This is a genomic window from Alishewanella maricola (assembly GCF_016343785.1).
Lineage (GTDB): Bacteria > Pseudomonadota > Gammaproteobacteria > Enterobacterales > Alteromonadaceae > Alishewanella > Alishewanella maricola.
Genome location: NZ_JAEINI020000013.1, coordinates 55,571 through 73,388, shown reverse-complemented (window position 1 = coordinate 73,388; position 17,818 = coordinate 55,571). Strand labels below are relative to the sequence as shown.

The window sequence follows — 17,818 nt, the reverse complement described above, 5'->3', positions numbered from 1 at the left end:
AGCTATTCTGACCCTACTTTTAGTGATGTGGGCTGGCAAGTCAAGATGGCAGACATAGCGCAAATAAAGCAAGTTACTGATGCCCAGCAAAACTTTTTGTCGAATGTACTGGTGCTGAAAAACGGAGAGCAAAAGCAACTGATGTACGGGAATTATCGAGGGTTTGATCGACGCGCTTTTTTCAAGGCGCTTGTTTTAGCCAATCCGAATATCATGGTTCCTGACAATATATATAGTTACAAGATGCAAAGACCTGCATGGGCTAAGCGTATTCGAAAAAAATTGGGTTGGGATGAGTGAACAGCTCGTAGTAAGTCTATCAAATCCCATGATCGGCAAAGAATGCAGCGAGCTAAGAGTGGGCTTGATATGTTTTTCTAAAAACATGATTCAGTATGAATAAAATAATTGTTGCGCTAAGCAGGCCGAACAGGGCCGTGCAGCCAACGGCGAAGTTTTGTTATGGGGTGCGCGTGATTTCGAATTGTTGGCAAGGCTAAGGCGCGAAATAGCGCTTAAGGTGTAAACCTAAACACACGTTTAAATCCGAGCATTAATCTGCAGATCATTGAGCAAAGTAGGCCGTTCACACGTAAAGCAACAACACTAGCATGTCACTCAGTGCGATCTGTTTAAGATTCGCTTGTAACAGAGGAGATGGCAACAGTTAGCTTTGCAAGGTTTCAGTACCAGGGAATGGGCCTTAGTATCGATTAAGTGGAGTCATGTTATGCGCAACGGTTTAAAGTTCATTACGGCTTGTGGTTTTTTAATTCTCGGTGGCTGCTCTTCAGTAGCGAACCAGCAAGCTTCGTTACTGCAGGAAACCTTAGAGCAACAGCAACTAACGTTACCCAATTTAAATACCGAGATCTTTACACTTTTACCCGTACCCACTGAAGCAGAGATTTTTAGCTTAACTGAGGCTCAGAAAAAACATTTTCTAGATTACTATCATGATCCCAGAAACCGCAAAATAGCGGGGCACTTACGCTTATTTAATTACTTTGATGCCTTTGTACATCAATTCGGTTTTCGTGGGGCAACGCTAAAAGCCTCTGAAGCATTATCATTGAAAAACGGCAATTGCCTGACGCTGGCGATTGTTACTAAGGCGCTGGCTGATATTGTTAATTTAGAGGTGTCTTATCAAGTTGTGCATGCTGCGCCAGTGTATGCACTCAATTCCTCTTTAATGACGCTGTCATCCCATGTAAGAACCTATATTTATGATCCCAATTATCAACCTTCGCTTGGCATGATGGTATTAAGACGCCGCAGCATCATTATTGATTATTTTCCAAGTGAATCGGATATTCGGGGCGAGCATATTTCGCATAATGACTTTATGGCGATGTATTATCAGAACATCGCTGCTGAGGCCTTGCTAAACGACCAGCTCGATTATGCTTATTCGACGTTGCAACAGGGACTAACTTTTAATCCTTTTAACGCAGAAACCTTAAACAGTTTAGCCGTTACCTTTAATCGGGCTGGCGATGCCAAGCAAGCCGAAACCTTATACAAATTTATGTTAGATAATGATTTTGCCTCGGGTAATGTGATCAGTAACTATGTGGCGCTACTGCAGTCGCAAGGGCGTGATAGCGAGGTGGCGGCACTGGCGCAGAAGGTTGCTGAGATTAACGATGACAACCCTTATCGCTGGATTGATATGGCGGATGACGCTTTTGCCGCCGCCCAATACACGCTAGCATTTAAATATTACCAAAAAGCCAACGAGACCGCGCCTTACCTGCATGAAGGGCAATTTGGTTTAGCCAAAAGTCATTATCAATTGGGGCGGTTAAACTCGGCAGAAAAAGCACTGAACAAAGCCATTGAACTTAGCTATAAGAGTCATGATCGGCGTTTATACGAAGCGAAACTGCACACCCTATTGATGGAAAAAAATTAGTGCATTATGTAAGTGTAGCGTTTATTATTTTGGCTTAAGTGTTAATTTCAATGTTACTCAGCTTGCTGCAAAGTGCTTTTTCTTCATATCGCTGTAGCATCAGTTGTTAAGGTCATTTAAGCATTAAAGCGGGTTTTACTGCTGCAGCACAGTTTGCGGTAAATATCTCACCTATGTATTTCACCTCTAAAGTGATATTTGTTATTCCTTAAAACTGTTGCTCACTTATACAAACTAAAGATTAACAAGGATAGTCATGAGTTTGAGAAATAAAATCCAAAGCGGTATCGATTATCTCATCATGAAAAATGGGCCACATCGATACGAAATTAATGAGCACAGAATTACCTGCAATCAGTGTAAAAATGAGTTCTTTCACGAAGGACAGGCGCAATTAAATACTGCTGGCATGAGTTTTGTCGGTTTGGATTGGGCTAATAAAACTGCGACAACCTTAGCATGCCTAGATTGCGGACATATTATGTGGTTTGTAAAAACACTGCAGAAAGTGCCGAATCGATAAACATCGATAGGCTAAGTCAATTTATAACAAGGACGTAACGTGCAAAAAATCTTCATAAATAGTGCTATTGGCATCCTGTGCTTCGTATTAGGTTATGTCGCTTATCCGATAATCAATAACACTGAAACCGTGATGACGGTATCCAACAACAATAATGTTAATACTAGTAATAAAGCGGCTATTTCAATAGAAAAGCCGCGCGAAACCATGTCAACCATCAATCCACATTTAACTGCGGCGGCTAACAATCAGCAAACCGCTGAGTTAACTGAATTGACCGCAATCGTTGATGCCGATGTTGATGACATTAGCCATGGCAGGGCGATATTCAATAATGGGGTAACAGCTGAAGAAGTGTTAGGTTTTGAACAAGCATTAGAAGACTGGTCTACTGAGCATAAAAACCATCTTAATGATTTAATCGATGCATATATGTCTAATCAGCGCAGTGCTGAGGGCATGAAATCACAGATCGCGAAAGACAATGACTTTTTGCAGAAGCCCAAGATAAAACAGGATCCGGTGGAAGATGCGAATTGGGCCTATACTATGGAGCAGCAAGTAAGAATGTTGATTGCTCAGCATGAATTAAGTGCTAGCTTTAATGTCATCAATGTGTCGTGCAAACAATTAGTTTGCGATATTTTGGGGGCTGAGAAAACGGCTAATACTTGGTTTAACCTCTATATAAGTTTGCTGCAAAGTTTACCGAATGCGGATTTTGCTGACGATAACGGAGCAAAGTCGGTTGTTTATTTAGAAAATAATAACACAATGGTTTATTTTCAAATTAAGTTCAAACACGGTTAGTTAAATCGTAAGACAGTGGCATAACCGCATTTTTTGCGCACTATTGCACCGGCTCTTTTGTGAAGTGCTATGATGAAATGCTAAACAACTTGAAGTGAGGACGACCTCACCGCTCGATGTGTTCGGGGACGACCCTAGTTTGAGTTAAGGGGTTGTTATGAGTTGGTTTGTCTTATTTGTTGCTGGGCTATTGGAAATTGCTTGGGCTGTTGGCTTAAAGTACTCCGATGGGTTTACCAAGCTGGGGCCGACTGTTGCCACCGTGTGCTCGTTAATCGCCAGTTTTTTCTTACTGGGGATAGCGTTAAAAACCTTACCCGTTGGTACGGCTTATGCTGTTTGGGTAGGGATTGGTGCGGTGGGTACGGCTATTCTTGGTATTTTCTTGTTTGGCGAGTCTGTTAGCGCGCTTAAATTAGCGAGTTTGGCACTGATTTGTATCGGTATTGTGGGTCTTAAAATGGCACATGTTTAACCTCATGGTCGTTTCAACCTTAACGTTGACGCTTTGAGGTTTAATCCTTTTGGCTGCTGTTAAATACCGCAGCAGGAGCAGCGATATGACACAGGTTTTTAGATCAAAAGTGGATACTTGGCTGGGGATCGTGCTGGTTGCTGCAGCACTTGCGGCACTTTATGGTGTCATCCATTCTTTAAATAGCGGCGACAATGCTGATATTGTCGCATCGTTATTCGCGCTGCTGGTAAGCGCAGGGTTACCTATTTGGCTGATTAACAGTACTCGCTATACCCTAACTGAGCAGCAGTTGCTGGTGAAAAGTGGCCCTTTTCAGTGGCAAATCCCCATTGTGCAAATTAGCAACATTACCCCAACCATTAATCCTTTATCGAGCCCCGCGTTGTCACTAGATCGACTGCGGATTGATTATGGCCAAGGTCGCTCGCTGATGATTTCGCCAAAGCAGCAACAGCAGTTTCTACAAGCCTTGTTGCTACTTCGAGCCGATAAAAACCCACTTAGCCAACAATAAACAAGAAGACATTAATCGCTAACGGTTTGGTTTGGGCGAGCATTGTCGCCTTGTTTACAAAGAGTTTTGACAAAAAGTGCAGATAGAAGCGGTTATCTGTCGCTCATCCATGTAGAATACGCGGCCAAAAGCATATTTAGCTTTGACTCTTTAGTGTACCTCTGTAGGAATTTATGAAAAAGACATTCGCGTTAACTCATCCAAAATTGCAACCTGCTCGTTTGGTGGACGCTATTAAACACGATATTAAAAAGTATTTAGCCAGAGAGCGGCGCAAGCAACTGCCTGCGGGTGCTGACTATTGGACCTTTGATTGCCGCTTTGGCGCATCACAAGACGTGGCTAAAAAGATTTTTACGTCTGAAATCAATAAACATATTGATGCGGCCGTCGAGCAACAGCTCGACGCTTTTTACGTGGAAATATTGGCTAAAGCCTGCCAGCACGCGCCACGTGCTGACGAAAATCTGGAATAAACGCCCATTACTGGCACTGAGTGAGTGCTAGGATATGAAAAGCACGGGAGTAATATGTCCGTGCTGTGATTTGCCAGCGGCAAACACGTTTAAGCTAAGTATTTAAGGTGCTTAGCTAACGCAGGGTTAGATAGATTAGTGTTATATTGGCTTAATACGCCAAGCTTTCAGCCGTTTTTACTTAGTAAAATTGACGCAATAACAAACAATCCTCTGTTAAACCGCTAAAATACTGTATATTCCGCCTCTTATTTTTTGACTGTAGCTATTCTACAGAGGATCCTTTATGCAATTTTCATCTTTAGATTTAGCGCCAGAGTTACAACGCGCCTTAGAAACAATGGGTTATGCCAATATGACGCCGGTTCAGGCGCAAGCCATAGTGCCAGCACGACGCGGTAAAGATTTACAAGTAACCGCGCAAACCGGTACGGGTAAAACGGCGGCGTTTGCCTTGCCTATTTTACAACGCATGTTGGATAAACCCAAAGACACGGCACCACAACGTCCTCGTGCTTTAATTTTAACGCCAACGCGTGAGCTGGCTGAGCAATTAGCCGATGCGATCAGCGGCTATGCTCAATTCACTACTTTAAAAGTCACTGCCTTATATGGCGGTGTGAAGATGGGTGGCCAAGCGAATAAGTTAAAAGCCGGCATGGATATGGTGATTAGCACACCGGGTCGTTTACTGGAACACTTAGCGCTGGGTCACGTGATACTAAGCGACGTTGAGTTTGTGGTGCTAGATGAAGCGGATCGTATGCTGGATATGGGCTTTGTTACTGATGTTTTAAAGCTGATGCAAATGACCGCAAAACATCGTCAAACTATGTTGTTTTCGGCAACCACATCGCCAGCCGTCAATGAACTGTCGCATAAGATTTTGCATAATCATCAGCAAATTCGCGTTGCGAAGGTGAATAGTACCGCAGATACCGTAAACCATGTGGTGTATTCGGTTGAAGAGAACCGAAAAATTGAATTGTTTGAGCAATTGTTAGCCGAGAAAAACTGGTTTCAGGTGTTGGTTTTTACCAGTACCAAAGAGCAAGCTGATCGGTTATTAGCCGGCTTACAAATGAGTAAGATAGACGCGGCAGTGTGTCATGGCGATAAAAGCCAAGGCGCTCGACGTCGCGCCATCGCAGATTTTAAAGCGGCTAAGTTACAAGTGCTGATTGCCACCGAAGTAGCAGCGCGTGGTTTAGATATTCAAGGCTTAGACTATGTGGTGAATTTTAACTTGCCATACTTGCCAGAAGACTACGTGCACCGGATTGGTCGTACTGGCCGCGCTGGTGCGGCGGGTGATGCCATATCCTTTGTCAGCCGTGAAGAAGAGCAAACACTAGAACGTATTCAAAAGCTGATTGGTGCCAAGATTGAGCGCATTATCAAGCCTGGTTTTGAAGTTAGTAACCGCGCGTCTTTACTAAAAAGTATCTCACGCAAAGTACTGTCAGGCCGCTCCAATAAAGCCAGTGAAACCACCATTGAGATGGATGTTGCAGGCAAAGCTAAGCCGAAGAGTAAAGCGCGCACTGCCAAGCCAGCAGATGCCAATACGGTAAAACCGGCCAATGTGAAAAAATCCAGTGGCCCGAGTGCCAACAAGCCAAAAAGAGCAGGCGCTCAAAGCAAACGCACCAAATAAACCGCGCTTGTCATACTCAATAATGCCGCCGAAGATGCCCATCTTCGGCGGCATTTTTATTGATAGGCCTATATCGCTGAATATTGATGTGGTTATTAGCGTGATGACTTCGTGGTCAATCGACGGAGCAAATGGTTATTGGCGGTAAAATAGTTTTAAGTCCTTCGTGAGGTTAAATAATGTGCTTTAATCTAGGCTAAGTTATCGCCATCGGGCTGTGAGCAACGCGCAATAACAAGTGTTGGCACAAGCTATTTGGGGTTATTTGCTACCAGCGAGATTAAACCGGGAGTTTATCTGATGTTATGGTCACTTTTTAAAGCTAAATTAACCATCTTCTGCAGTGTGGCGCTGTTGCTACTAAGTGGTGTGCTTAGCGCAACTGAACAGCCGTACCGTCATGCGGCTGAGCCTATTGGCAGTGTGCGGCAAGTGTATGATGGCAAGCTCTACCCTGATCTGCAGGTTAATACCTTTCGCAATATTGACAGGCTGTTTCCGACGCGCGCGGTTGCTCGTGGCGATACGGTAAGCGCGTTGCCGCTGAGTAAAACACCGCTGACCGATTTTAGTTATCAGGTTGCCGGCGAACAGTACGACATGTTTGATGTGCTCTCAATCAATCGGGTCAGTGGCATGTTAATTATTCACAACGGTGAGATTGCATTTGAGCACTATGCACTGGGTAACGATGCCAAGACCCGCTGGATGTCGATGTCGGTTGTTAAATCAATCACTGCCACCCTGATCGGTGCGGCGATCCATGACGGTGCTATTAACAGTATTGATGATCCTATCGTGCTGTATCTGCCGCGCTTTAAAGGTAGCGCTTACGAGGGTGTAACGGTTAAACATTTACTGCAAATGAGCTCGGGAGTAGCGTGGAATGAAACATACACCGATCCCAACTCCGATCGACGACGCATGCTTGAAGCGCAATTAAGCCAGCAACCTGGGGCCATTTTAGATTTGATGGCCTCATTACCGCGCGCGGCTGCGCCCGGCAGTGTTTGGAATTACAGCACGGGTGAAACACAACTGGCTGGCGCTTTAGTTGCCGCTGCCACCGGTAAGCCTGTTGCCGAGTATTTATCCGAAAAAATTTGGTCGAAAATGGGCATGCAAGCAGTCGCAAACTGGTGGCTGCAATCGCCAGAGGGTTTAGAAATTGGCGGCAGTGGTTTATCAGCCACTTTGCGCGATTATGGTCGCTTTGGTTTGTTTTTATTAAATGATGGTGTGATTAATCAGCAACGTATTTTACCCAAAGGCTGGATGGCTCAAGCGAGCTCGCGTCAAGTGATCGCGGGCGAGACTATCGACTATGGCTATATGTTTTGGCCTATGCATGGCCGCAGTTATGCGGCAGAGGGCATATTTGGTCAGTACGTGTTTGTCGACCCCGATAAAAACTTGGTGGTGGCTATGTGGAGTGCGCAATCTAAACCGCTGGGTATGGCGGGGCTAGACGAATACACCTTTTTCAAGGCATTATCAGCGCACTTCGACTCAAACTCCGTGAAGGATTAACCTTGAAAATTTATGGTGATAGCCAATCGGGCAACTGTTATAAACTGCAATTACTCTGTAGTTTGTTGCAGATCCCGCATCAATGGCAGGCGGTAGATATCTTGGCAGGTGATACAAAAACCGCCGCTTTTTTAGCGCTTAATCCCAATGGCAAAATTCCGCTGTTAGTGCTGGATGATGGGCAGACTTTGTCAGAATCTAACGCTATTTTAAATTACTTAGCTCATGGCAGCGCGCTTTATCCCACTGAGCCATTAGCGCACGCTCGGGTGTTGCAATGGCAGTTCTTTGAACAATATAGCCATGAACCTTATATTGCCGTCGCGCGGTTTATTAATAAATATTTAGGCTTACCTGCAGACAGAGCGGCGGAGTACTCGGCGAAACAGCAGGGTGGGCATAAAGCCTTAGCGGTGCTGGAACAGCAATTAGTTAAAACGCCTTTTCTTACTGGGTCGCAAGTTACGACTGCCGATATCTCGCTATACGCTTATACGCATGTTGCCGATGAGGGAGGCTTTGCTTTAGCCGCTTATCCGGCTATACAGGCATGGTTAAAACGGATAACGCAGTTGCCTCATTATAAGGCTATGGCATAAAACGGTACTGATGGTGGTATGCAAGCTAACAGTAACGGTTAATAAGCCGCGCGAGCTTGCTAGTTTGGGCGATAACGCTTTTTTGTCATCTTATTTGAAGAGTAATTTATGAGTAATATTTTTCATTATGCTTTTAAAGTCAAAGATCTGGCCAGTACACGGGCTTTTTATATCGATATATTAGGTTGCATAGAAGGGCGCTCGACCGAACATTGGGTCGATTTTGATTTTTATGGTAATCAACTATCAGCGCATGTGGGTGTAGTAGAGAGCGCACTGGATTACTGTGGCCAAGTAGATGGCGTAGCCGTGCCGATCCCACACTTTGGTTGTTTATTAACTGCCGAGCAATTTACGAGCTTAGCGCAAAAACTTGAACAAGCGAAGGTGACTTTTATCGTAAAACCGCAATTGCGTTATACGGGTAAAAGCGGCCAGCAACACACTATGTTTGTATTAGATTTCAGTGGTAATCCATTAGAGTTTAAATCATTTAGCGATGAGACTGAGGTGTTTAAAGCGTAGGGCTTATCACGCTTACAGTGAGATGCAGGCTTTAGATCAAGGCAAGTAAAAGTACAAAACCTATTTTAAATCAAAGTATTATTAGGCTATCCGTTGTAAACTGGCACCAGGTTGTAAACTAAAGCTATTTTAAACTTAAATGATGCAAGTCGGGGGTATATCACGCCTTTAGATTTGGTATGCCATTAGCTAAATGAAGACATTGAGAACGCTATCATGAGTGATTTACCCAACTGCCCGACATGTGATTCCTCTTATACCTATGAAGATGCAGGCTTCTTCATTTGTCCTGAGTGTGCACATGAATGGCAAACCCGTGATGATATTGCCGTGTTGGATGAGCTTGATATTAAAGATGCACATGGTAATAAATGGGGCTTGTTGACGTTTGCTGGTTGTTTTTGCAGCTGAGTGGCTGGTATTTATACAAGGCAGAGCTTGTGCCATGTAGTTATTCTACATAAACAAGCGATAACGTAGTAGAAATGCCAGCCACACGCTGCCCGAAGGGTTCGCTTGGCGATGCTTTGCTCTTTGTCTCTCGTCGTTTATTTAGAATAACTAAACTGCACTTCTCGTTTCGCGAGCAAAGCACCGCCAAACGAACAAAATCTAAACAGCAAACGTCAACAAGCCCCAGTAGACGGCGATACCATTACCGTTATTAAAGATTTGAAAGTGAAGGGCACATCGTTAGTGGTTAAGGTAGGTACGAAAGTAAAAAATATTAAACTGGTGAGTGGCGATCATGACATTGATTGCAAAATAGAGGGTATTGGTGCCATGAAATTAAAGTCAGAGTTTGTGAAAAAAGCTTAGGGCTAACTTGACTTAGCCATTGATGAGCAAAGGTTCAGCCCAGTACAAACCTCATTAGGTTCTATCATAAGGAATGACCTGTTTATGTCAAAATTTAAAGCGATAATGTTATTGATCTTGCTCAGTTGCACCGTGATTTTTGTGATGCAAAATACTGAAACTGTGGAGATCAGTTTCTTGTTCTGGCACTTTGCGCTGTCACGTATCTTCATGATGTTATTCTTATTACTGATGGGTTTTGTTTTGGGTGTTTTGGTTACGCGTTGGTTTATGCGCAAGGGCAAAAAAAACACTGATTTGACTACAGCCGTCTAAAGTTATTCGGCTTAAGTTTGTCTGCAAGCCCGCTATATTCGCTTTTAGCGCTAAACCGTTTTACCTAACGAAGCGTTACTTTGCCGCACTCGCCAATGAAAAGGATCGCCCGCTGATGGAGCAACAACATACTTTTTACGCCATCTTTGTGCTTGGAGTGATCTTCTTGGCGATATTGCTGGTGCGCTTGTTTGTGAACCGTCGATGGTGCCCACCGATGTTAATGTTTATGCTGATTGGTATCGTGGTGGGACAAGTGGTGAATGGCAATATGGCGACTAGCCATTTGTCAATGCGCGCTATTTTGAGCGTGCTAGGTGAAGCCGGTTTGATAATGCTGCTGTTTAAAGTCGGCATTAATGCCGATTTAAAAGGTTTGCGTACGCAACTTCCTAATGCCTCTTGGATCTGGCTTTGGAATGTTGTCGTCAGTGGTGCTTTAGGTTTTCTTGCAGCTTATTGGATCCTGTCGTTAGATGTAGTGACCAGTTTATTTATCGCCATTGCATTTACCGCAACCAGTGTTGGCGTGACGGTGAGTTTATGGTCTGACGCCGGTAAGTTAAGCACGCCACAAGGCACCTTGCTACTCGATGTTGCAGAGTTAGATGATCTTAGTACCATTTGTTTAGTGGCTATGTTAGTGGCACTGTTACCGCTGTATTACAGTGGCACCGCTATTCAACCCTTGGATGTGGTCCTTAATCTTGGGTATATCGTGCTGTTATTAACCGCATTTGCCGTGGTAGCGTGGTTTTTTTCATTGCACATTGAACCACGGCTAACCCGCGTGATTGTGCGCAATGCCGTGTCGCATGAATTAGTGGTCTTTATGGTTGCCGTAGGTTTTATTGTTGCGGCATTAGCTGAAGTGTCGGGTTTATCGCTGGCAGTGGGGGCTTTTATTGCGGGGTTAGCATTTTCACGCGATCCCAGTGCCATGCATGAGCAACCGGTATTAAATGGCTTATACGATTTTTTAACGCCGTTTTTCTTTATCAGTCTTGGTATGTTGTTTGAGATCAGTAGTCTTGATGGCCTGATCTGGCCTGCGGCGGTGTTAGTGTTGTTTGCCATACTGGGTAAAATACTCGGGGTGATGTTACCTGCCTGGCCTCGCTTGGGCTTTGGCGCCGCCTTGTTACTTGGCGTGAGTATGGTGCCACGTATGGAGATTGCGATGGTAGTGATGCAAAAAGGCCTAGAGGCGGGTGTCAGCCAAAGCGTGTTTAGCGCTATGATTTTAGCCTGTTTTATGACGGTGTTATTTACGATGCTGGGCTTACCTGTGTTACTTCGGCGCATCCCTTTAGCAAAATAAACACGCCAGTATTTTGGCTAAGTGTTATACGCGGTTTGGTCGCGTTAAGACTGTTGTTAATAAACCCGTTGTTATCAGCCTGCAAACCGCCGTCGATATGGAATATATTGCGTAAGAGGTTAGGTTACGTTTTCAGCGTGGCTGATCATAATACGCTGTGCTTATTACTGTTTTGTAATGTTAAGCGCAAAGCTTGTAGCTTGTTGTCCTATTTAAGTAAATTGAACGACAAGGCTCGGCCTTCGAACTTGTCCGTATCGTTTAAAACTGCAGCAACCTCACCGACAAATGAAAGAAGTTTTGTATTACACGGGTTTATAGCATGGCTTTTTTCGCCCAGTGTGTAATGATAGAGAACAGCATAAAGTGTTTACGATTCAATGCCCCGACCTGAGCTTTAAAAAACATGCCTGCGGGGATGCCGAACAATTTTGGCGCTAATTAGAATTAGTCCGTTTATTCGAGATCGAAGAGGAAAATATGTCAGAAAAACAATACCGTTTAATCACGAGAAGTGATTTTGATGGCTTGGTATGTGCCGTGCTATTAAAGCATCTCAATATGATTAACGACATTACCTTTGTACATCCAAAAGATATGCAAGATGGCAAAATTGAAGTTTCAAGCAATGATATTTCAACCAATTTGCCATTTGTACCCGGTATTCATCTGGCATTTGATCATCACCTTTCTGAAACTATCCGTAATGAAAAAATGGATAACCATATCATTGAGCCGGATGCCCCCTCCGCTGCGCGTGTCGTGTGGAATTATTATGGCGGCCATGATGCTTTTCCGGCAGAGTGGGATGACATGATGGAAGCGGTAGATCGCGGAGATTCGGCGCAATTTACTAAGCAACAAGTGTTAAATCCACAAGGTTGGGATTTACTCAATTTCTTAATGGATGCCCGTACTGGTTTGGGGCGTTTCCGTGAATTCCGTATTTCTAACTATAACTTAATGTTAGATCTGATTGATTACTGCAAAACCCATACTATTACTGAAATCATGGCGTTACCTGACGTGTATGAGCGGGTAGAGCTGTATTTTGAGCAAGATGTCTTGTTCAAAGAACAGTTACGTCGTTGTGCTAAAGTGCACAAAAACTTGGTGGTGCTGGATTTAAGAGACGAAGAGATCATTCATGCCGGTAACCGGTTTGTGATTTATGCTTTATACCCTGAATGCAATATTTCTATTCATGTCATGTGGGGCTTTAAAAAGCAAAATATTGTGTTTGCTACCGGTAAATCCATTTTCGATCGTAGCTCAAAAACCAATGTGGGTGAGTTAATGTTGAAATACGGCGGTGGGGGGCATCAGGCTGCGGGGACTTGTCAGATCCCACAAAATGAAGCGCTCACTACTCTACAAGCGTTAATTAAACAGATTAATGCTGATGGCTAAACGGCTTACAAACTGAACTGCAACAACGCTGGCTCTTCCTCTGGGTTGTGTCAGCGTTTCAGTGCTCCTTACGGGTGATACAAAAAACATGGTTTTGTATCACCCGTTTTTACAAGCGATTGTCCCTTGCTTACCTGATCCCTAATTGGGATATCCTGCGCCTCTAAGGTATCGCTTATTGTCATAACTCCCTATTTTTAAAGGTAATATATGACTGCTATTGTCGAATTAAAACAATTGTTGGCCGGATTGAAACCTCAGCTCATGGCTGATGAATGGGTGTTTTGTACGGTGACACAACCTTTAGCTCATTTCTTGACGCTCGACCCTCTTGCGACCTTTCTAGAACCTGAAGGCTTAACCTTAGTGTTAAAAAAAACGACGGCAGATCAAGCCGGTTTAGCCTACAGCGGTAGTTTTAAACAAATTACTTTAACGGTGCATTCCAGTTTAGACGCGGTGGGGCTTACCGCTGCCGTTGCCGCCAAATTAACCGAAAAAGGCATTAGTGCGAATGTTATGGCGGCTTATTACCATGATCATATTTTTGTGCCAACCAGCAAAGCGACAGCGGCTTTAGCAGCTTTAAACGAATTAACGGTTTAAGCTGGTAGTTTAGATAAAATGACTTATGCTTGAGATCCCGCAACACCGTTTTTGACTTCGGGCTGCTTGCTCAGGTTGAGGGGGTAACGCCCGATCACTGTCGTTAACAAGGAGCATCGGTATGACGTTATCCCAGCTTACAGAGTTGCTCGGTTGGGCAACTTTGCTGAATTTGGCCTATTTAAGCTTCGTTTCTTTGATGCTGATGTTAGGGCGCAATCTTGCCGTCGCCTTACATCAAAAATTTTTTGACTTAGATGCCGCCGCTTTACAACTCAAGTTTTATGCTTTTTTAAGCCAGTATAAGGTGATAACGCTGACGTTTTTCGTAGCACCTTATCTGGCGTTAAAAATTATGGGCTTTTAGGGGGCAACACGCATTCGTTGAGGCTTGATAATGAATACATCGCAAGGTGTATCGGCTGATTGCAGCAACATAATTTGATGATCAGCCGCTGTGCCACTTTGCTAAAAGCGGCAGCCTTGGCATACTGCAGTCATAATCCTACTGAACGAATATCAGAACCTATGTCCTTTATTTGTGAACACAACGATGCCTTTGCTGAAATCGCAAAACAAAAAATTATTGAATTTAACGCGCTGCATTGGGATGCCAGTCAACGGCAACCACTGGGGTTAAAGCAGGTTGGCCGTAACGGCGAGTTATTAGCGGCGTTAGCCGGTCGTACTTTTGGCAATTGGTTTTATTTAGAGTCTTTTTGGTTAGATGCTTCGCTGCGACAACAAGGGATCGGGCGAGCAATGTTGGCTGAGGCCGAAGCGATTGCGAAAGCGCGAGGCTGTCGTTATGTGATTTTAGATACGCTAAACTTTCAGGCGCGCCCGTTTTATCAGCGCCAAGGTTATCGCGTAGAGTGGACCCAAGCAGATTATCCGTTTGCCGGTGGCGAGAAATACTTTATGACAAAAACCTTGTAGTTAAAGTGAAATGCCCGCCACGGCAGTATTAAGTCATCGCTATGGGCATTAGAGCGCTTCAACATAACGATACAAGGATTTTAATAAGGCGATTTTTTTCTCATCGCCACTGTGTAATTCGACAAGATGTTCTAAGGCCAACGTAAACTGTTCAAAGGTTAAGTTGGGGTTATCTTCACCATGTAACAGCTTATCTGAGCAATATCGGCGCCATTTTTGTTGCTCGGCTTCAGTTAAGGTTAACGGATAATTACGAGCACGATATAAAAATAATAAACGATTAAGGCGATCTTCAGAAAATATGGGTGGATTGGCCGCTAACGCCTCAGCTGACATCTGTTGTAATTGCTGCATTTTTTGTTTGTCAGCATCACTAATAAAGCCACTATACAATTGATAATCCGGGTTAGTCTCTGCAGCATACTCATGGGGTAATTGATACAAATCCACCACAGTTTGTTGCACGTGTTTATGTTGCCTGATCCAGTCCAAATTCGCTAAACAGGTGGCACGGTCGATGCCCAACTCTGTGGCACGTTCTACCGTGAGTGTTTTGGCATTGGCTAACACAGGGCATTTGTTTAAATGCACTAATTTTAAGCCTAGCCGTTGTTCACCCTCAGCCAGATCAATGGTTTTTTTATACAGCTTTTCTTGCAGTGTGGCTAAATTGTCTGTTAGCAAAGGGCGAGGATCGTGCTGTAAGTTAAAACAAATAACCGCGTTTTTATTGGTAGGGTGAAAGGCAAGTGGCACAATCCAACTAACACAGCCTTGCGTGGCTGGAAATTTTGATGACACATGCACCAGGGGGGTTAAAGCTGCAACATCAATCAACTCTGCTACTTTTTGTTTTTTGCGCAGTTCATAGAGGTACTGAAACAACTTGGGTTGTTGTTGTTTAATCAGTTTGGCTAAACCAATGGTGGCATATACGTCAGAGAGGGCATCATGCGCATTAGCATGGCTTAAGTTATTAGCTTTACTTAATTCTTCTAATTTAAAGCTGGGGCTACCATCTTCTTTTTGTGGCCAAACAATGCCCTCTGGGCGCAAAGCATAACAGGCGCGCACCACATCAATTAAATCCCAACGGCTATTGCCTTGCTGCCATTCACGGCCATAAGGCTCAAAGAAATTACGATATAAACTGTAACGTGTTACTTCATCGTCAAAACGCAGGCTGTTGTAGCCTAACACGCAGGTATTGGCTTGGCTAAAACGCGCTAAGATTTTCTGCATAAAGGCATTTTCGGGTAAGCCTTTTTGATTACACAGCTGTGGGGTCAAGCCAGTGATTAACGCGGCAGCCGGGTGCGGTAAATAATCAGGTGCCAATTGGCAATACCACATGTCCGGTTTAGCGATTTCATCTAAGGCTAAATCTGTTCGAATACCGGCAAACTGCGAGGGGCGATCGCGCTTAGGATCGGCGCCCCAGGTTTCGTAATCATAAAAATAAAAACTCGGCGAATCAGTCATGCCAGACCTTTTTTATCAGAGCAGCGAAGCTGCAACTTAAGATGATGTGATCATACCGTAAATTAGCTGGCTTCGCTAAAAGCTGCAGCAGTTAATTTTTTTACAAACAGGTTGAATGTCGAAATCTCTGTTATGCTTATACTATGTAAATGCTTGATTTATGTTGGTAGGTTCCGGTTTTACTAACAAATTTTGTTATTGATGATCGGTTCTGTAAGTTCAACTCTTGGTTATGATCTTTTACGGTATCTGACCCTTTGCAAAGGCTAACAATACGTTATGAGAAAAAATTTACCAGTAACAAATCAACGGCAACGCTTTGCCCTTGAACAGCGGTTAATTTCAGTAACAGATACCCGTGGCGTCATTGTTGACTGCAATGATGCTTTTATGAAGATCAGTGGTTTTTCTCGTGAAGAGTTGATTGGCCAACCGCACAATCTAGTGCGCCATCCTGATATGCCTCCCGAAGCGTATGCCAATATGTGGTCATACTTAAAAAAAGGCCAACCTTGGATGGGGCTGGTTAAAAACCGTTGTAAAAACGGTGATTATTATTGGGTTGATGCTTATGTCATGCCGATCACTGAAAAGGGCAATGTCATTGGCTATGAATCGGTTCGCTCTTGTCCAAGGGAAGAGGATGTCGTTCGTGCCGAGAAACTCTACAAGCAGATCAGCCAAGGCAAAAAATCATTAAATTTACCTAGTATTCCTTTGATGGTATCACTCGCCACGTTGATCGTCAGTGCCGCTACATTCTGGTTAGCCGATTTAGCGCTTGCCCAATGGGTGTTGATAGCTGGCTTACTGTTTCTTGCTGCAACTTATCAGCAACGACGCGCTAAGTTATTAAGTGATTTAAAAACCTTATTAGCGGGGCGTTTTACCGATCCTTTAGCGGCGTCAAGTTATACCGATGATCGCTCAGAAATAGGGTTATTAAAAGTCAGTATTTTAAGCGATAGGGCGCATTTGGCCTCGATGATTACCCGTATAGAAAGTGCGGCAAAAGATGTATCACGTGATTCAAGCCGTGGTTTGGTCCTCACGCGTGAAGCAAATGTCGAAATTGATCGTCAGCAAGCAGAAACGCTGCAGGTGGCTTCGGCGATGAATGAGATGACCACCACGATAGCGGAAGTGGCGCATCATGTTACGGATACCGCTTTGCAGGCCGACAAAGCGAATAAACTCTCAAGCAAAGGTAATGAAATTGCTGATCGCACCCGTCAATCGATAGAGAAACTGCGGGAAACCGTCGCGACTATTGGCCATTCAGTTACCGAAGTGGCCGATCAAACCGGTAAGATTGTGCAAGCGGCGCAAATGATTGAACAAATTGCCGATCAAACGAATTTATTGGCTTTAAATGCGGCCATTGAAGCGGCCAGAGCCGGTGAGCAGGGGCGTGGTTTTGCAGTGGTAGCTGATGAAGTACGAAATTTAGCTCGGCGCACGCAACAGTCTACGCAAGAGATCTATGGCATTGTTACGGAGTTGACCGCGCGTGCAGAGAATGCCGTGCAAGTGGCTAAACAAGGCGCGATTGACGCTGATGCCGGTGTACATAAAGTGCAAGAAAGTAGCGATATGCTAAATGGTATTAATGCTGCAGTCAGTGATATTGCTCAAATGTCGACTCAAATGGCTACCGCGGTGGAAGAGCAGGCGCATGTCGCTGACGATATTAATCGTCAGATCGTCAATATCTCGGTTTTAGCAGAGCAAAGTACTAAAGCCGCCATTGAAGCCTCCGTAACGTTAGAGCAACTAAACACCGTATCTGATGATTTAGCGGAAATGGTGCATCGCTTTAAACGCTAGTATTTTATTCACATAGGGCTTTAACACCTTGATAGGTTAAAGCCTGACAAGTATTGAATTATTTACAAC

The 17,818-nt window shown here is 44.1% G+C and carries 20 protein-coding genes and 1 pseudogene; 20 read left to right on the top strand and 1 reads right to left on the bottom strand.

Annotated features, from left to right (window positions below; genetic code table 11):
- From JAO78_RS14760 to JAO78_RS14665, 19 genes and pseudogenes are all read left to right on the top strand, one after another.
- Nucleotides 1–300 (top strand): hypothetical protein (locus JAO78_RS14760; protein ID WP_226752133.1); only part of this gene is annotated, 300 nt, incomplete at its 5' end.
- 430 nt (nt 301–730) lie between these two features.
- The gene (locus JAO78_RS14755; RefSeq protein WP_226752132.1) at nt 731–1,918 is read left to right on the top strand and encodes a tetratricopeptide repeat protein; all 1,188 of its coding nucleotides are present in this window, start codon (nt 731–733) and stop codon (nt 1,916–1,918) included.
- A gap of 256 nt (nt 1,919–2,174) precedes the next feature.
- Nucleotides 2,175–2,441, top strand: a complete 267-nt coding sequence (locus JAO78_RS14750) for a hypothetical protein (RefSeq protein WP_226752131.1) — start codon at nt 2,175–2,177, stop codon at nt 2,439–2,441.
- Between the two features lie 39 nt (nt 2,442–2,480).
- Entirely contained in the window at nt 2,481–3,251 is a 771-nt protein-coding gene (locus tag JAO78_RS14745; protein ID WP_226752130.1) for a hypothetical protein, read from the top strand.
- 157 nt (nt 3,252–3,408) lie between these two features.
- A complete protein-coding gene (sugE, locus tag JAO78_RS14740) occupies nt 3,409–3,726 on the top strand; it encodes a quaternary ammonium compound efflux SMR transporter SugE (protein ID WP_226752129.1) in 318 nt (105 codons plus the stop codon).
- An 85-nt stretch (nt 3,727–3,811) separates the two neighbouring features.
- The gene (locus JAO78_RS14735) at nt 3,812–4,243 is read left to right on the top strand and encodes a PH domain-containing protein (protein ID WP_226752128.1); all 432 of its coding nucleotides are present in this window, start codon (nt 3,812–3,814) and stop codon (nt 4,241–4,243) included.
- Between the two features lie 173 nt (nt 4,244–4,416).
- Nucleotides 4,417–4,719, top strand: coding sequence for a DUF6172 family protein (locus JAO78_RS14730; protein ID WP_226752127.1), 303 nt, complete (start codon nt 4,417–4,419; stop codon nt 4,717–4,719).
- 286 nt (nt 4,720–5,005) lie between these two features.
- Nucleotides 5,006–6,376: a DEAD/DEAH box helicase gene (locus tag JAO78_RS14725; protein WP_226752126.1), complete on the top strand. Its 1,371-nt coding sequence runs from the start codon at nt 5,006–5,008 to the stop codon at nt 6,374–6,376.
- A gap of 300 nt (nt 6,377–6,676) precedes the next feature.
- Nucleotides 6,677–7,906, top strand: a complete 1,230-nt coding sequence (locus tag JAO78_RS14720) for a serine hydrolase domain-containing protein (protein WP_226752125.1) — start codon at nt 6,677–6,679, stop codon at nt 7,904–7,906.
- A gap of 2 nt (nt 7,907–7,908) precedes the next feature.
- Entirely contained in the window at nt 7,909–8,505 is a 597-nt protein-coding gene (locus JAO78_RS14715; RefSeq protein WP_226752124.1) for a glutathione S-transferase family protein, read from the top strand.
- Between the two features lie 108 nt (nt 8,506–8,613).
- Nucleotides 8,614–9,030 carry a VOC family protein gene (locus JAO78_RS14710; RefSeq protein WP_226752123.1) on the top strand — a complete coding sequence of 139 codons (417 nt, stop codon included), beginning with the start codon at nt 8,614–8,616 and terminating at the stop codon, nt 9,028–9,030.
- Between the two features lie 216 nt (nt 9,031–9,246).
- Nucleotides 9,247–9,441: a TFIIB-type zinc finger domain-containing protein gene (locus JAO78_RS16810; RefSeq protein ID WP_304504391.1), complete on the top strand. Its 195-nt coding sequence runs from the start codon at nt 9,247–9,249 to the stop codon at nt 9,439–9,441.
- Between the two features lie 231 nt (nt 9,442–9,672).
- Nucleotides 9,673–9,849: pseudogene (locus JAO78_RS14695) on the top strand (zinc ribbon domain-containing protein YjdM); the annotation flags it as partial.
- An 84-nt stretch (nt 9,850–9,933) separates the two neighbouring features.
- Complete coding sequence (locus tag JAO78_RS14690; protein ID WP_226752122.1) at nt 9,934–10,164, top strand: lipopolysaccharide assembly protein LapA domain-containing protein; 231 nt, start codon at nt 9,934–9,936, stop codon at nt 10,162–10,164.
- Nucleotides 10,165–10,279: 115 nt separating this feature from the next.
- Nucleotides 10,280–11,485 carry a cation:proton antiporter gene (locus JAO78_RS14685; protein ID WP_226752121.1) on the top strand — a complete coding sequence of 402 codons (1,206 nt, stop codon included), beginning with the start codon at nt 10,280–10,282 and terminating at the stop codon, nt 11,483–11,485.
- Nucleotides 11,486–11,965: 480 nt separating this feature from the next.
- Nucleotides 11,966–12,895 carry a DHH family phosphoesterase gene (locus JAO78_RS14680; protein WP_226752120.1) on the top strand — a complete coding sequence of 310 codons (930 nt, stop codon included), beginning with the start codon at nt 11,966–11,968 and terminating at the stop codon, nt 12,893–12,895.
- A gap of 210 nt (nt 12,896–13,105) precedes the next feature.
- Nucleotides 13,106–13,501 (top strand): ACT domain-containing protein, encoded by a 396-nt coding sequence (locus JAO78_RS14675; RefSeq protein ID WP_226752119.1) that lies wholly within the window; start codon nt 13,106–13,108, stop codon nt 13,499–13,501.
- A 121-nt stretch (nt 13,502–13,622) separates the two neighbouring features.
- Entirely contained in the window at nt 13,623–13,868 is a 246-nt protein-coding gene (locus JAO78_RS14670; RefSeq protein ID WP_226752118.1) for a DUF6868 family protein, read from the top strand.
- A gap of 161 nt (nt 13,869–14,029) precedes the next feature.
- Nucleotides 14,030–14,440, top strand: coding sequence for a GNAT family N-acetyltransferase (locus JAO78_RS14665; protein ID WP_226752134.1), 411 nt, complete (start codon nt 14,030–14,032; stop codon nt 14,438–14,440).
- Nucleotides 14,441–14,488: 48 nt separating this feature from the next.
- On the opposite strand, the gene sbcB is transcribed toward JAO78_RS14665, so the two are convergent.
- Complete coding sequence (gene sbcB / locus JAO78_RS14660) at nt 14,489–15,922, bottom strand: exodeoxyribonuclease I (RefSeq protein ID WP_226752117.1); 1,434 nt, start codon at nt 15,920–15,922, stop codon at nt 14,489–14,491.
- Between the two features lie 279 nt (nt 15,923–16,201).
- Between sbcB and JAO78_RS14655 the strand changes: the two genes are divergently transcribed.
- Nucleotides 16,202–17,749 carry a methyl-accepting chemotaxis protein gene (locus tag JAO78_RS14655; protein ID WP_226752116.1) on the top strand — a complete coding sequence of 516 codons (1,548 nt, stop codon included), beginning with the start codon at nt 16,202–16,204 and terminating at the stop codon, nt 17,747–17,749.
- Nucleotides 17,750–17,818: the final 69 nt, after the last annotated feature.